Source organism: Paraburkholderia sp. BGA-UO-ETr-F12 (assembly GCF_059567945.1).
Window position 1 is genome coordinate 140,864 of sequence record NZ_JCAQOZ010000046.1, and the last position, 14,767, is coordinate 155,630.

Annotated in this window: 16 protein-coding genes and 1 riboswitch; of the genes, 12 read left to right on the forward strand and 4 right to left on the reverse strand. The window is 63.3% G+C overall.

Annotated features, from left to right (window positions below; all coding sequences use genetic code 11):
• Positions 1 to 157: 157 nt before the first annotated feature.
• The 3 genes from AC57B6_RS19885 (at position 158) to AC57B6_RS19895 (ending at position 3,194) form a co-directional block, all read left to right on the forward strand.
• Positions 158 to 556 carry a hypothetical protein gene (locus tag AC57B6_RS19885; RefSeq protein WP_183803930.1) on the forward strand — a complete coding sequence of 133 codons (399 nt, stop codon included), beginning with the start codon at positions 158 to 160 and terminating at the stop codon, positions 554 to 556.
• A 122-nt stretch (positions 557 to 678) separates the two neighbouring features.
• A complete protein-coding gene (locus AC57B6_RS19890) occupies positions 679 to 1,722 on the forward strand; it encodes a rod shape-determining protein (RefSeq protein WP_028194510.1) in 1,044 nt (347 codons plus the stop codon).
• Positions 1,723 to 1,913: 191 nt separating this feature from the next.
• Positions 1,914 to 3,194, forward strand: a complete 1,281-nt coding sequence (locus AC57B6_RS19895; RefSeq protein WP_496421956.1) for an acyl-CoA dehydrogenase family protein — start codon at positions 1,914 to 1,916, stop codon at positions 3,192 to 3,194.
• A gap of 204 nt (positions 3,195 to 3,398) precedes the next feature.
• Here AC57B6_RS19895 and AC57B6_RS19900 read toward each other — a convergent pair whose 3' ends face one another.
• The gene (locus tag AC57B6_RS19900; RefSeq protein ID WP_183803921.1) at positions 3,399 to 4,373 is read right to left on the reverse strand and encodes an aliphatic sulfonate ABC transporter substrate-binding protein; all 975 of its coding nucleotides are present in this window, start codon (positions 4,371 to 4,373) and stop codon (positions 3,399 to 3,401) included.
• 175 nt (positions 4,374 to 4,548) lie between these two features.
• On the opposite strand from AC57B6_RS19900, the gene AC57B6_RS19905 reads away from it, so the two are divergent.
• Both AC57B6_RS19905 and AC57B6_RS19910 read left to right on the forward strand, forming a co-directional pair.
• Entirely contained in the window at positions 4,549 to 5,610 is a 1,062-nt protein-coding gene (locus tag AC57B6_RS19905) for an LLM class flavin-dependent oxidoreductase (RefSeq protein WP_496421957.1), read from the forward strand.
• Between the two features lie 106 nt (positions 5,611 to 5,716).
• Positions 5,717 to 6,235, forward strand: coding sequence for an SLATT domain-containing protein (locus tag AC57B6_RS19910; protein WP_030100547.1), 519 nt, complete (start codon positions 5,717 to 5,719; stop codon positions 6,233 to 6,235).
• 16 nt (positions 6,236 to 6,251) lie between these two features.
• On the opposite strand, the gene AC57B6_RS19915 is transcribed toward AC57B6_RS19910, so the two are convergent.
• A complete protein-coding gene (locus AC57B6_RS19915; RefSeq protein ID WP_444513481.1) occupies positions 6,252 to 6,986 on the reverse strand; it encodes a class I SAM-dependent methyltransferase in 735 nt (244 codons plus the stop codon).
• A gap of 286 nt (positions 6,987 to 7,272) precedes the next feature.
• On the opposite strand from AC57B6_RS19915, the gene AC57B6_RS19920 reads away from it, so the two are divergent.
• From AC57B6_RS19920 to AC57B6_RS19930, 3 genes are read left to right on the forward strand one after another with little or no spacing between them, the layout of a single operon-like run.
• Complete coding sequence (locus AC57B6_RS19920) at positions 7,273 to 8,043, forward strand: DUF4118 domain-containing protein (protein ID WP_030100545.1); 771 nt, start codon at positions 7,273 to 7,275, stop codon at positions 8,041 to 8,043.
• Positions 8,044 to 8,046: 3 nt separating this feature from the next.
• On the forward strand, positions 8,047 to 8,934 hold the full coding sequence (locus tag AC57B6_RS19925) for an alpha/beta hydrolase (RefSeq protein WP_030100544.1): 888 nt from the start codon (positions 8,047 to 8,049) through the stop codon (positions 8,932 to 8,934).
• Positions 8,931 to 9,797 (forward strand): MipA/OmpV family protein, encoded by an 867-nt coding sequence (locus AC57B6_RS19930; RefSeq protein WP_496421958.1) that lies wholly within the window; start codon positions 8,931 to 8,933, stop codon positions 9,795 to 9,797. The genes AC57B6_RS19925 and AC57B6_RS19930 overlap by 4 nt, the downstream gene beginning before the upstream one ends.
• A 62-nt stretch (positions 9,798 to 9,859) precedes the next feature.
• On the opposite strand, the gene AC57B6_RS19935 is transcribed toward AC57B6_RS19930, so the two are convergent.
• Positions 9,860 to 10,567 carry a YceH family protein gene (locus AC57B6_RS19935; RefSeq protein ID WP_406869715.1) on the reverse strand — a complete coding sequence of 236 codons (708 nt, stop codon included), beginning with the start codon at positions 10,565 to 10,567 and terminating at the stop codon, positions 9,860 to 9,862.
• Between the two features lie 231 nt (positions 10,568 to 10,798).
• On the opposite strand from AC57B6_RS19935, the gene AC57B6_RS19940 reads away from it, so the two are divergent.
• Positions 10,799 to 11,371 (forward strand): helix-turn-helix domain-containing protein, encoded by a 573-nt coding sequence (locus AC57B6_RS19940; protein ID WP_106354663.1) that lies wholly within the window; start codon positions 10,799 to 10,801, stop codon positions 11,369 to 11,371.
• A 12-nt stretch (positions 11,372 to 11,383) separates the two neighbouring features.
• Positions 11,384 to 11,911 carry a GNAT family N-acetyltransferase gene (locus tag AC57B6_RS19945; RefSeq protein ID WP_496421959.1) on the forward strand — a complete coding sequence of 176 codons (528 nt, stop codon included), beginning with the start codon at positions 11,384 to 11,386 and terminating at the stop codon, positions 11,909 to 11,911.
• A 54-nt stretch (positions 11,912 to 11,965) separates the two neighbouring features.
• On the opposite strand, the gene AC57B6_RS19950 is transcribed toward AC57B6_RS19945, so the two are convergent.
• On the reverse strand, positions 11,966 to 12,598 hold the full coding sequence (locus AC57B6_RS19950) for a LysE family translocator (protein ID WP_028194522.1): 633 nt from the start codon (positions 12,596 to 12,598) through the stop codon (positions 11,966 to 11,968).
• Between the two features lie 209 nt (positions 12,599 to 12,807).
• Positions 12,808 to 12,901: riboswitch (glycine riboswitch) on the forward strand.
• 174 nt (positions 12,902 to 13,075) lie between these two features.
• Between AC57B6_RS19950 and AC57B6_RS19955 the strand changes: the two genes are divergently transcribed.
• Together AC57B6_RS19955 and AC57B6_RS19960 are read left to right on the forward strand one after the other, a co-directional pair.
• Entirely contained in the window at positions 13,076 to 14,287 is a 1,212-nt protein-coding gene (locus AC57B6_RS19955; protein WP_496421960.1) for a D-amino acid dehydrogenase, read from the forward strand.
• Positions 14,288 to 14,504: 217 nt separating this feature from the next.
• Complete coding sequence (locus tag AC57B6_RS19960; protein ID WP_106354668.1) at positions 14,505 to 14,765, forward strand: BON domain-containing protein; 261 nt, start codon at positions 14,505 to 14,507, stop codon at positions 14,763 to 14,765.
• Positions 14,766 to 14,767 lie beyond the last annotated feature (2 nt).

Consider the following 14,767-nt stretch of genomic DNA (forward strand, 5'->3'; position numbering starts at 1 on the left):
CACAACGCCGTTTTCAGGCTGGCCGCGCCGGCCAGTGGAAGCTCCAGCCAGACACGGTAAGATGGATGGCAGCAGCTACTGCCGTCCTACTCGCGCACTACTCGCGCGATCCCCGCGACTCGTTGCGGCGCCGGAATACGGCCAGAAGGAGCCAATCGTGTCTAAAAACCAACCTTGCCGCCGCCCCCTGCTCGCGCTGGTGCTCCTGCTACCGCTTCTGCTGCTGGCCCAGCCACGGCCCGCATCAGCCAGCGAGGACAGCGCCAACGCCAGCGCGGAAGCCGCGGGCCAGCGTGCCCGCTTCGACCTGGAATTCTGTGGCGTCTCCGCGCAGGAGGTGGCCGAATACAAGGAGAAGCTGAGAAAGGTGCTCACCGAGGCCAGCCAGTTCGATACGCGCTGGCAGAACGGCTGGCGGCGCGGCGATAGCGATACGATCCAGATGCGCTCGCTGCAACTCAACAGCCCGGCGGAGTTCGCGGCGCGGGTCAAAAGCAATTGCGAACGCATCAAATGGCAGGCCGGCAACGCGCTGCGAGTACGCGCACCCAGGTAGTCCGCCTGCCGAAACTGTTATTCTTCCCTCTCTGCCGACCGCCACCTGGTCGCCTGCCGCCTCCGGGCGGCATTCCCAAGCGGCGCGCTCACGCGTCCAGCATCAGCGAGACAGGAATTTGAATGTTCGGTTTTCTGCGTGGCTATTTTTCCAACGACCTGGCAATCGACCTCGGCACGTCGAACACCCTTATCTACATGCGTGGCAAGGGCATCGTGCTGGACGAACCGTCGGTGGTGTCGATTCGTCAGGAAGGCGGCCCGAACGGCAAGAAGATCATTCTGGCCGTCGGCAAGGAAGCGAAACAGATGCTCGGCAAGGTGCCGGGCAATATCGAGGCGATCCGCCCGATGAAGGACGGCGTGATCGCCGACTTCAACATCACCCAGCAGATGATCAAGCGCTTCATCCAGATGGCGCACGAATCGCGAATGTTCGCACCGTCGCCGCGCATCATCATCTGCGTGCCGTGCGGTTCGACCCAGGTCGAGCGCCGCGCGATCAAGGAAGCCGCGCATAGCGCCGGCGCCTCGCAGGTCTATCTGATCGAAGAACCGATGGCCGCGGCCACCGGCGCCGGCTTGCCCGTCTCCGAAGCGACCGGCTCGATGGTGGTCGATATCGGCGGCGGCACCACCGAAGTGGGCGTGATCTCGCTCGGCGGTGTGGTCTACAAGGGCTCGGTGCGCGTAGGCGGCGACAAGTTCGACGATGCGATCGTCAACTACATTCGCCGTAACTACGGCATGCTGATCGGCGAACAGACCGCCGAGGCGATCAAGAAGGAAATCGGCTCTGCCTTTCCGGGCTCCGAGGTCAAGGAGATGGAAGTCAAGGGCCGCAATATGTCCGAAGGCATTCCACGCAGCTTCACGGTGTCCAGCAACGAGATTCTCGAAGCCCTCACCGATCCGCTGAACCAGATCGTCTCGGCGGTGAAGATCGCGCTCGAACAGACGCCGCCGGAACTGGGCGCCGACATCGCCGAACGCGGCATCATGCTCGCAGGAGGAGGCGCACTGTTGCGCGACCTCGATCGCCTGCTGGCCGAAGAAACCGGCCTGCCGGTGTTCGTCGCCGAGGCGCCGCTGACCTGCGTGGTGCGCGGCTCGGGCATGGCGCTGGAGCGGATGGACAAGTTCGGCGGCGCGTTTTCGTACGAATGAGAGGGCGTGGCAGTTGCTTTGCCACGCATCGCGCTACTTGCGTCAGACGCATCGAGCGCATTGTGCGGCTCCAGCGCACGGGCGAACAATCCATTTCACGCCACCTTCTAAGAATCGACCAAATACTTGGTTGCTAGTCCCTCACCCCCTCCCGTACCGTTCCCAGTTTGCGGACCCGTATTGGAGGACTCATGCCAGCATCCGAATCGCAGCAAAACCAGAATCCAGATCAACTTGGCGCAGACGCAGCGGAACTGTTCGCTGAAGACGAGCTGACCCGGCGTTTCATTCCCGTCTTCACGCGCATCGCCGAAGGCGCGGTAGAACGCGAGCAGAATCGCGAACTTCCGTACGCGCCCGTGGAATGGCTGCGCGAGGCCGGCTACACCAGACTGCGCGTGCCGAAACAGTACGGTGGCGAAGGCGTCACATTTACAGCGTTCCTCGCGCTAGTCACGCGGCTTGGCGAGGCCGACTCGAACCTTCCGCAAATCCTGCGGGTACACGGCGGGTTCATCGAAGCACTGCTGGAAAGTAGCGACGAACCGCTGCGCGACCGCTGGTTCACGCGCATCGCACAAGGACAGATCATCGGCGGCGCCGTATCCGAGCGCACCGGCACCACCAGCAACAGCGTGCGTCTCACGCAAACCGACGGCGCCTGGCATCTGGACGGCGAGAAGTACTACACCACCGGCACGCTCTACGCGGACTGGGTCGACGTCACCGCACACGACGGACAGAGCGACGTGCGTGTGCTCGTCAGGAGCGACACGCCAGGCCTCTCGCGAATCGACGACTGGGATGGTTTCGGGCAGCGCCTGACCGGCAGCGGCACGGCGCGTTTCGAGCATGTGCCGGTCTCGCTCGACAATCTGTACCGCCGCTATAGCGCGGCCGAACCTCGCCGCAACAGTCTGCTGACCGCGTACTATCAGGCGTTGCATATCGCCAATCTGGCCGGTATCAGCCGTGCGGCGCTGCGCGATGCCGTGACGTTCACGCAAGCCAGGACGAGAACCTTCGGTGTTCCCGGTGAATCGAGTCCGCGTGACAATCCATTGGTGCATCGTGTCGTCGGCCGTCTCGCGAGCCTTGCTTACTCGACACAAAGTATCAGCGCATCGCTTGCCCGCTCGATCGATGCGGTATCCGTGGCGCGGCAGGAAGGCCGGGCCGACGAGCAAACCTATATCCGCCTCGATATCCAGACCTTCCAGGCGCAGCAGATCGTTATCGAGCAGACCCTGCAGGCGGCAACGCTGCTGTTCGAAGTAGGCGGTGCATCGGCAACCAGCGAAACGCGCCGCTTCGATCGCTACTGGCGCAATGCGCGAGTGCTCGCATCGCACAACCCGGCGATCACCCGCGAAGCCGCGATCGGTGACTTCTACCTGAACGGAAAAGCACATCAGGAAAGGTTCGGTGTGGCCCGGAACGCGGAAGCCTCCACCGCTGCGACGCAGCTTTAAAAGCACGCACCAAAAACGACTAAGGCCGCGTAAGCGGCCTGAAGAGCGCTGGCGGGAGGGAGGGGAATCTATGCTGATCCGCCCGGACGCCTGCGTGGCCCGGGGTCGCTGAAGAAAACAGCACCGAAGGCCCGGAAGAAGCGCTGCGTCGCCGGTGTATCCCACACCGAAGCTCGGCTCGACGGCGTGGTCCGGATACGTGGATCACTTCGCCGGAGGCGTCCAGATACGGATGTCCGTCGCTTTCAAGGCGGCGGGAATCAGCCCGGCCGCGCGGTAGGTGTCGGCGATGCGCTGCTGCTCAGCCAGCTGATCGCGTTTCACCGGCACGATCTCATAGCTGCGGCGGCTATTGGCCAATTCGACAGTCGGCCCCGGAATGTTGCCCCACACCGGCCCGAGAATCTGCGCGGCTTCCTGGGGATGCGCTTTGACCCATTTGCCGGTGGCGTTCAATTCATCGAATACGACGCGCAGCACGTCCGGATGCTTGTCGGCGAAGGCCGTGGTCGCCGTGTAAAAACGGTTGTATTGGGCGACCCCGCCGCTGCCGTCCGCCACCACGCGAACGTGCGCATCACGCTGCTGTGCGGCGAGGAACGGGTCCCAGATGGCCCATGCATCGATGTTGCCGCCACGGAATGCAGCGAGCGCATCGGGCGCCTCAAGATAGCGCACCTGGATGTCGTTGATCGTCAGCCCTGCTTTAGCCAGAGCGCTCAGCAGCAGGAAATTGCATCCCGAGCCTTTGGATACCGCCACGCGCTTGCCCTTGAGGTCGGCTACCGAATGAATCGGCGAATCCGGCGGCACGATGATCGCCTGGGCGGTGGGCGCGGAGGTTTCTTCGGCGTAGTACGTAAGCGGTGCGTTGGCAGCCTGCGTGAAGAGCGCAAACGCATCCGCGACATCCGCATGCAAATCGACGCTGCCGGCGTTCAGCGATTGCAGCAGGCCCGTTGAAAACTCGTGCCAGCTCACGTCATAGCCGAGCGCGTTGAGTTTCTTTTCCAGCGCGCCGGTTCGTTTCAGCAGGATGAACAGCGTCGACGACCGCTGGTAGCTGATCGACACGGTTTCGTTAGCGCTTGCCACGCTGGCCGACAGGACGCCGCCAATCAAGGTCAGGCACACGCAGAGGCGTCGCAGGATTCGCGAGCGGGAGAAAACGGATGGCATCGATCAACGTCCAAGTGCTTGGGGGAATCGACGAATATATAAAAGAACGACGCCCGCCCAAAGACCGATTTCATCGATCGATATGGGCAGAAATTGGAACGCGTGACGGCGGCATCGCTCATCATTCGAGGTTTGATACGAATTGACGGACACGCATTCCCGTGGAGATTTCTGCATGACCTCGGCACTCCCTCCCCGCTTCGGCATCTGGGCATTGGTTCACGGCAGCCGTGCCGCGTTGCAGGACCCCGATGAACCGTACGACGCGTCATGGGCGAGAAACAAGGCGCTCGTTCTCGAGGCCGAACGGCTCGGCTACGACTCCGTGCTGGTCGCGCAACATACGATCAACCCGCACAATTCCGATTTCGATCAACTCGAAGCGTGGACTGCATCGGCCGCGCTCGCGGCACTGACCGGGCGCATCGAAATCATCGCCGCGATCAAGCCTTATCTGTATCACCCTGTGGTGCTGGCCAAGATGGCGCAGCAGATCGAGCACATCAGCGGTGGGCGCTTCGCCATCAATCTTGTCAACGCATGGAATCGCCCTGAACTGGAGCGTGCCGGCATTGGCTTCGCGGAGCACGACGCGCGTTATGCCTACGGGCGCGAGTGGATTACGGTGGTCGATTCCTTGCTGCGTGGCGAGCGCACCCGGTTTCGCGGGGCGCATTTTAATGTGGATGACTATCTATTGCGGCCCGCGGACCCGTTTCGCAGCCGTCCGCGGATCTATGTCGGCGGTGAATCGGAACCGGCGCGGGAACTGGTCGCGGACAAAGGCGACGTCTGGTTCATCAACGGCCATCCCCTCGCCGATGTCAAAGCGCTGATTGCGAATGTCGCGGGGCGCAAGCGCCCCGAGTCGCATGAGCCGTTGCGATTTGGTTTGTCAGCGTTCGTGATTGCGCGCCAAAGCGATGAGGCGGCCAATCGACACCTCGATCATCTCTTCACGTTGGCCGCGAAAGACGCCCCGTTGCGTGAGCAACAGAAATCGAACATCGACCCGAAGGCGGTGATGTTCCAGACCTTCGCGCAAACCCCACGTGTGGGCTCGAACGGCGGCACGGCCGCCGGCCTCGTCGGCAGCTACGACACCGTTGCGCAGCGGATCGCCGCGTTTCATCGCGCGGGAATCGAACTGTTCATGCTGCAATTCCAGCCATTCGAGACCGATATGCGTATTTTTGCCGAAGAAGTTATTCCACGGGTGCGCCGCCTGCTCGGCTGATCCACCACGCCGGTTACGCGGCGATCAGTTCGTTGCCGGCATGTGGCACAGTATCGTCAACCCCATGCGCTACGCTTGGCGACACTGAATAGCCCCGACGAGCCCCATGAAAAACCCGACTGCCTACGAGCCCCCGGTCGACGAAGACCAGCTTCTGCTGAAGTGGATCCGGCGCGCGCGCGAATCCCAGATGAGCCATTACGACATGGCCGACCTGCTTTGCGCGCGAGAGCGCGGCATCGGCTGGCTGGTCACCGTGTTGACGGCCTTTGTGGGCACGGCCGTGTTTGCGTCGTTGAATGCGACAGCTGTGTCACCGGCGCTCAGGATTTTCGTGGGCGCGGTCAGCGTGGCGGCGGCGGTCTCCGCCGCGCTGCAAACATTCTTCCGCTACGCGGAGCGCGCCGAGAAGCATCGCGCGGCCGGCGCGCGCTATGGCGCGGTGCGGCGCAAGCTTGAAGCGATCTACGCCGGCGACGCGGATGCCCGCGACGGCCACTATCTGAGCGCGATTCGCGACGAACTCGACCGGCTCGCTGAAGATTCGCCGAACGTGCCGCCCCGCGTCTTTTACCGCACGCAGCGAACCCTCGCCGACGAACCGCGCAGAAGCCGCGACGCCTGAGCGGCACCCCCTTGCCTTAAGGCTGGCGTATCGCGGACACCAGTAGCAGCATCGGCCGTTCGCGCTCTTCCGCCAGTTCAGGCCGCGCGGCAAGATCGGCCTCGGTCGGCCCCCACTCGTCGACATGGGCGATAGTGAGGCCCGCGCCGATCAGGTGATTGAGCAAGGTGCCGATGGTGCGGTGCTGCTTGACGACCCCGTCGGCCAGCCAGTTCGTCACGCGCGGCCCTTCTAGCTGGTAGCTGTCGAGTGGCCAGTGCTTATGGCCATGCGCATCGACCGACCAGCCTGGCTCACGCGGGGCCATGAAAATCGGGTGTTCGATCGAGAACACGAGGCGCCCGCCCGGCACCAGCGCGCGGTGCACCGTGTCGAACAGGCCGGGCAGATTTTCGATGTAGTGGAACGCGAGCGAGCTGTAGACGAGATCGAAACCGGCCTCCGGCAAGTCGAGATGTTCGAGATCGGCTCGGGCATAGGTCACGCCGGGATCGTTCGTCGACGATTCCGCCCGCTCCAGCATCTTCTGCGAAACATCGACGCCGAGCACCGTGGCTGCGCCCGCTTCGCGCGCCCACCGGCAGAACCAGCCGTAGCCGCAGCCAAGATCGACCACCTTCAGGCCAAGCATCTCCGGCAGCATCGCGCGCAACGCCGGCCATTCGGCGGCGCCGGCAAGGCCTTGCGTCGAGCGACCCAATTGACTGTAGTTCTCGAAGAAAATGGGGTCGTCGTAAATGTTCTGTGTCATTTGTAAATTGGCTTAACTTCAATTGAAGCAACGGCGCCGCCTGCTGTATACCTGCCAAACCCGCCGGCGCGCGACGTGCCAGTGAGAATACCCCTATTCGCGAGCACGTTTTTCGATCGGCGGTTCGCAACACAATACGACCGCAGGGACCGCCGGTATTTACTTCTGCCAGGGCCCTTCTTTCGGGGCCTTCACGCCGCTCCGATTATGGTATTGTCCGACCTGCGCTTTAAAGCGCATTGCCACACTCAATCGGGAAGCGCAATCGCTCCCTAAAAAAAATATTATGGAAGTCCAAAACGCCCGTCGTTGGGCACCACGGGGAACACGCGTCTGGCTCACCGCGGCCGCCGCATTGGCGATCGCCAGCGGTGTGCGCATGTTGCTCCATCCGCTACTCGGACCGATCATGCCGGGCACCGCGTTCTGCATCGCGGCGGCCTTGGTCGAGTATTTTTGCGGGCTGGCGCCGGCGCTCGCGGTCATGCTGCTCGGCCTGGGTATCGCCGACTATCTGTTCGTGCCGCCCTACGCAGCCATCACCGTATTCAATAGCGCCGACCTGGTTCTGCTGATCTCGTATCCGCTGGTGACGCTGCTCGTCATCGTCTTGATCGAACGTCTGCGCCGGTCGCAGTTTCGCGCCGAACTGATCGCCTCGGTCGCGCAGTCACGCTATGAAATGCTGCTGCGGCACGACAACGAACGCTTGCTCGCACGCCGCGCCGTCGACGAAACGCACCGGCTGCTGCGCCATCTGTCGCACCATCACCGGACCTTCATTTTCATTCAGGCGCTCGAACGCGATGCGCTGCAGCAAGTGGACGACGTCAGGACGCCCGGCCTGTTGCCGCGTCTGCCCAACGAAATTGCGCCGGGTCCGCGTTTTGCCGACGTCGATACCGAAGACATCCAACGGCTCAGCAAGGCGCTGTGGCCCGGCAGTCATCGCGTCCGCATGAAAGGCGCCGACGGCGCGTCGAGGCTGACCGAGTGCATGTGTGAACGCTTCACCACGCACGCCGGCGAATTCCTCGTGCTGCGGATCGGAGACTGATCCATGAGCCAGCCTACGAGCCTGTTCTTAGCCGGCGACGATCATGCCGTGCTGATGCTGCACGGACTGTCGAGTTCGCCGCTCGAATTACGCTTTCTCGCGCGCTATCTGAATGCCGAGGGTTTCACTACTTGCGCACCTGTTCTGCCGGGCTACAGCGCCGGTTCCGAAGAGGCGGCGATGGAAGCGTGGCTCGACGCCGCCGTGCGCGAATACGACGCGCTGGCCGCGCGCTTTGCTCACGTCTCGATCTGCGGGCTGTCGATCGGTGCGGCGCTGGCGCTCGCGCTCGCGCATCGCCGTCCCGCGGCGCGCTCGCTCGTGCTGTTGTCGCTGACGCTCTCTTACGACGGCTGGGCGATCCCCTGGTATCGATTCCTGCTCAACTGGGCGTACTTCACGCCACTACGCAAACGCTGGCGCTACCGCGAGGAAGCACCGTTCGGTTTGCGCAACGAAGCGCTCAGGGCGAAGATCGCCCGCGCCATGCAGCGCAGCGACTTCAGCGAAGTCGGTCCGTCGACGATTTCATTGCCGGCATTGCACGAGGCAAGCCGCCTCGCCGCGAGTGTGCGCACGCAGGTGCGCGACATCAAGACCGATTGCCTGATTGTTCATGCAATCGACGACGAGACGTCGAGCCCGCGCAATGCACGCTTTGTCGCCGCGAATATCGGCGCTGCCTTCTTACGAACAATCTGGCTGGACGATTCGTATCACATGATTACGTCGGACAACGAGCGCGAAATCGTCGCGCGTGAAACCGCGCTGTTTCTGCGCGAGAGTGAAGTGGCCCACGGCGGCGACGACAGCGGCAAGCAACCGGTGGTCTCGAAGGCGCTGGCGCGGCGCCTCAGACAACTCGCGGCACTCGGCAAGGAGCGCGTATGACCGCGCCGGCCAAGGCCACGCGCGCGTCGCGACGCAGCACACCCAGATTCGGTCAAACCGCACGCCGGTCGCTGCTGCTCGCCGCGGCTCTCGGCCTGTGCGCCGCGCGCGCGGCCTACGCGGACGATGCAAGTCCGAATGCGACGCCTGACGCGGGCACTAGCGCGGCCGCCGACAGCAAATGGAAAATCGGTGTGGGGCCAGGTCTCGTGATCACCCCCAAATACCCGGGCTCGCGACAGCTAAGCTTCTTCCCGTTTCCCTCGCTGGATATCTCCTACGACGACCGGATTTTCTCGCAGGGTCCTGACGTGCTCGGTGTCAACGTGCTGCGCGGTCCGGCCTATCACGTGGGCGCGGCGTTCAGTTTCGACTTCCAGACTCGCAAGGAGTCCGACGACCCGCGTCTGCATGGACTGGGCGACGTGCATGGCGGCCCAAAACTGAAGCTTTTCGCCGACTACACGTGGTGGGCGTTTACCGGCTCGGTGGCGTTGTACCAGGATATTGCCGGCCATCACCAGGGGACTACGGTCAGCACGGATTTCGTGGCGTCCGCGCCGGTTGGCGGCTGGCTGTTTTCCGTGGGCCCGGGCTTTACGTGGGCGAACGGGACTTATACCCGGACTTTCTTCGGCGTATCCGGACAGCAGAGCGCGGCCTCGGGATTGCCTACGTATAGCACCAGCGCCGGCGTACGGGACATCCACATGAACGCCATGGTGACGTACGACTTTTCCAAACACTGGAATGGCTCGGTTTCCGCGACTTTCGGGCGGCTGGAACACGACGCGGCCAATAGCCCGATTACCGAAAAAAGATCCGAGCTCAATACGCTCGCTTCGGTGAACTACAAGTTCTAGTTTCCGGCTGCTCGCGCGCTCACGCGCAGCGCGCGAGCAGCACACGAGCAGCCAAGCGGACTTCAGTCTTCCGCGCCGGACGCTTCATCGATTTCGATGCCCAGTTCAGCGGCCATGCGCCGCACCACCGCCTGAAGCCGGCTCAACTCGTCGGCAAGCCGTTTCTGCTCGGCTTTTACCGCCTCGAACGCCGACAGCGGCACCACCTCGTCTTCCCCGCCCGGTTGCGCGAGCTCACTCGCGCTGACTTCGCCGCATAGCAGATGCATCCAGCGGTTTTCGCGTTCGCCCGGTGTGCGGGCCAGTTTCACCACGCGCGGCGGATCGTTGGCCGCCAGTTCGTCGAGAAACGCCTCGACCGACGAAATATCGGCGAATCCATGCAGGCGCGCGCTGTTCAGGCGCAACTCGGCGGCGGTCTGCGGACCGCGCAGCAGCAAGGTGGTCAGCAAGGCCGCCGACTGACTCGGCAAGCCCAGGACACGATTCATGTTGTGCTCGAAGCGCGGCACGCGGCTGCTGCTGCCTTCCATTACGAGGCTCAGGCGCTTCAGGCCATCGACGGCGGTCAGCACTTCGGCTTCGGTCGCGTTGATCACGGGCGATCGGCCGGTCTTCTGGTTGCAGCCCAAGGTCAGTGCGTTCAGCGAAAGCGGATAGCTGTCCGGCACGGTGTGCTGCTTTTCGACCAGCACGCCGAGCACGCGCCCTTCAAGCAAGGTCAACGCGCGGATGGAGGGGCGGGAAACAGCGTCGGGAGTGGAGTTCATAGAGGATGTCGCGGCAAGCGCCGCCGGGTCTCGTGGACAGTGTGCGTGATCGATGCACAGCCCCGTTGCGCAACCGGGCGGCGGGTTTTAGTTGGTGGGCACCATCATAAACGCCCAGGCCGCGCGGGGTGTACGAATCTCTGCGATGCCCCGGCCGTCTGAACGCGTTCGCGTCCCTCGGGTGTTTTTTTCTCGTTGACGAATTCCCACATTGGAGATAATTTCCCGAATATGGAAAACACACTCTCCGACGACAACGCCATCGACCGCCGCATTGCCCAGCGTCTGCGAGCGCTGCGCGCCGAGCGCAACTGGTCCCTCGACGATCTCGCGAAACTCAGCAACGTCAGCCGCGCCACGCTGTCCCGCCTCGAAAACGCCGCCGTGAGCCCCACGGCCAGCGTGCTGGGCAAGCTGTGCGTCGCCTACGGCTTGCCGATGTCGCGCCTCATGCACATGGTCGAAGAAGACTTCGCGCCGCTGGTGCCGCGCAATGCGCAGGCCGTCTGGACCGACGCGAGCATCGGCTTCCGGCGCCGCTCCGTGTCGCCACCGGCTCAGGCGCTGAGCGGCGAGGCGCTGGAATGCGAACTCGATGCTGGCGCGCGAATCGATTACGACGCATCGCCGCGAGCCGGCCTCGAACATCATCTGATCCTGCTCGAAGGGCAATTGCAGATCACCGTCGACGGCCGCAGTCACGACCTGCAAGCCGGTGACTGTCTGCGCTATCAGTTATTCGGCCCCAGTGCTTTCGCCACGCCCGCGCACAGCGCGGCCCGCTACATCCTCTTCATCGTCTGAGTTCCAGCTACCATGAGCGCGCCCATCATCACGACCTTCTCCGCCGACGACCTCGTCCGGCATCTGCCCGAACTCGGCGCGCTGCTGCGTGCCTGCGTCCATGACGGCGCGAGCGTGGGCTTTGTGTTGCCGCACAGCGTGGCGGAGAGTGAGGCATTCTGGAGCGGCAAGGTGTTGCCGTCGCTGCGCGGGGGCGCGCTGGTCTTGTTCGTCGCGCGTCATGGCGAGTCGATCGCGGGCACCGTGCAACTCAATTACGACACGATGCCGAATCAACGCCATCGCGCCGAAGTGCGCAAGCTGCTGGTTCACCCGGCGTTTCGCCGCCAGGGCATTGCCAAAGCGCTGATGGCGGAGCTGGAGCGCCGTGCGCTGCAACTGCAGCGCAGCCTGCTGACGCTCGATACGCGCACCGGCGACAAAGCGGAGCCGCTTTACGCCGCGCTGGGTTATCAAACGGCCGGTGTGATCCCGCAGTTTTGCCGCGACACGCAGGAAGAGCGGCTCGACTCGACCACCATCATGTACAAGGCGTTGTGACGAGCCGGCGCGCAGGACAGCGCTGAAGACTCACGCGAGTCTTCAGCGCGTGATTTAACGGCGCGCGTCGAACGCGATCCGCACGGCCAGGCCGGCGAGCACGGTGCCCATCAGCCAGCGTTGCACCAGCAGCCACACCGGCCGCCCGGCGAGAAAGCCGGCGATCGAACCCGCCATGCTGGCAATCAAGGCATTGACCGTGACCGCAATGACGATCTGCACGCAGCCGAGCGCGATCGATTGCGACAGCACGCTGCCGTGCCCCGGCGAAATGAACTGCGGCAGCAGCGACAGGTACATGACCGCGATCTTCGGATTCGCGAGGTTCGTGACGAGGCCCATCGTAAACAGCTTGCGGCGGCTGTCGTGCGGCAGGTCGCGCACCTGGAACGGTGAGCGCCCGCCCGGCTTGACCGCCTGCCAGGCCAGATACAGCAGGTAAAGCGCGCCGCCGAAACGCAGCGCGTCGTAGGCATAAGGCACCGTCAACAGCAGCGCCGTGATACCGAATGCGGCACAAAACATATAGAACACGTAGCCGAGCGCGACGCCGCCGAGTGACACGAGCCCGGCGCGCCGCCCCTGGCAGAGCGATCGCGAGATCAGGTAGATCATGTTCGGACCCGGCGTAAGCACCATGCCGAGTGAGACCAGCGCGAAGGCGAGCAACGTTGTAGCAGTGGGCACGGCGGCTCCTCTGGCGATTGAAGGCGGGCACTATGCCGCCGAATATAGCCGATGTCATAGCCGATGTCGCCCCCGCCAACCCCAATCGCCGTCCTGCCGATGGGGCTTTTCAGCCTGCCCGGCGCAAGTGCTCGGCGGATCGATTGGGCGCTGCATCGCACGAAACACTTGCGGCGAAATTTTTTGCCCGGTATTGTCGAGCAGTTCTGCAATGCAGTGCGGGAGAGATCGTCAGAGGCTTGTGACGACGCCGACGGAGCAACCGCCCCGGAAACTCTCAGGCAAAAGGACCGCGCAGCAGGAACATCTGGAGAGCGGCGCCGTGCGCGCCCACCGAAGGGGATTCCCGGCATGGCGCCTAGATCGCGCTCCTCTGCTCGCGGGAAGAAACTCTCAGGTACATGGACAGATGGGGCATCGACGCCGGTTTCGACACGAAATCGACACCGGTGATGCCCAACTACTCTGGATCATGTCATGTCACGAATCGCCATTATTGGCGCCGGCATTACCGGCGTCACGACTGCTCACGCCCTCGCGCAGCGCGGCCACCACGTCACCGTGTTCGAGCGTCATCGCTATGCTGCGATGGAGACCTCGTTCGCCAATGGCGGGCAGTTGTCCGCCAGCAATGCGGAAGTCTGGAACAGCGCCGCCACCGTACTGAAGGGCCTGCGCTGGATGCTCACGCGCGACGCCCCGCTGCTGCTCAATCCCATGCCCACGTGGCACAAGTATTCGTGGATGGGTGAGTTTCTGCGGCAGATTCCGCATTACCGCGCGAACACGGTCGAGACCGTCCGGCTCGCGATTGCGGCGCGCGAGCATCTGTTTTCGATTGCCGAGCGCGAAGGGATCGACTTCGATCTGGAGCGGCGCGGCATTCTGCACATCTACAAGACCCGCGAGGAATTCGACGCGGCGAACAAGGTGAATGCGTTGTTGCGCGAAGGCGGCCTCGATCGCAATCCGGTGACGGCCACGGAGTTGCAGCGGATCGAGCCTACGCTGCATGGCGATTTTTTCGGCGGGTTCTTCACGCCCTCCGACTCGACCGGCGACATTCATAAATTCACACGCGGCCTCGCCGACGCCTGCGCGCGGCACGGCGTCGAGTTTCATTACGATGCCGAGATCAAAGCGATCGAGCAGCCGGCCGAAGGACGGTTTTCGCTGACGGTCAATCTCGAGGGCGAGTCGCAGCGTTTTGCCTTTGAGCGGATCGTCGTGTGCGCGGGAGTGAAGAGCCGCGACTTTGCGGCGATGCTGGGCGATCACGTGAACGTCTATCCGGTGAAGGGCTATTCGATCACCGTTTGCCTCGACGATGAAGTCAGCCAACAGCGCGCGCCGTGGGTGAGCCTGCTCGACGACAGCGCGAAGATCGTGACGAGCCGGCTCGGCGTCGATCGTTTCCGCGTGGCGGGCACGGCGGAGATCAACGGCTTTAACCGCGATATCCGCTCGGACCGGATCGCTCCGCTGGTGGACTGGACGCGCCGGCATTTTCCCGAGGTGTCGACTTCGCGCGTGATTCCGTGGGCGGGCTTGCGGCCGATGTTGCCGAACATGCTGCCGAAGGTGGGCCGCGGCAAACGGCGTGGGGTGTTCTACAACACCGGCCACGGGCATCTGGGCTGGACGTTGTCGGCAGCCACGGCGCAGGCGGTAGCCGGGGTTATTGAATAGGCCCACGCACTCGCGGGCATGCCGTTACCAGAATGCGCGCCTGAAAAGCCAGGTTAACATCATGGCTTGGTTCGGCCGATGACATTAAAGGTGCGCTCACCATTGAGCGCACTGCGGAACGCACTGCGGCACTACGCGAGTTTCTGCCTTAATACCGGGCTCGGACGAGATGTGCACCGAGCCTATTCGCCGATAGTGAAACAAACAGGAGAGCGTCATGCCTCGTGACCGCCTCACCGTGCGCAGCACCGGCAGCCCACGCTTTAGCGATGACCAGATCGCGGCGGAAGCCGTGAGGCGGCTCTCCTGGGACGCGGCCGTCCCCAGGGATAAGGTGAAAGTAAAAGTCGAGCGCGGCAGAGTCACCTTGCGAGGTGTACTCCAGGACGTTCATCAGAAAACCGCGGCGCTCGAAGACGTATCCCGCCTGTTCGGCGTCGCGGGTGTCACCGATCGAACCAGAATCAAGGCCGGATAGCA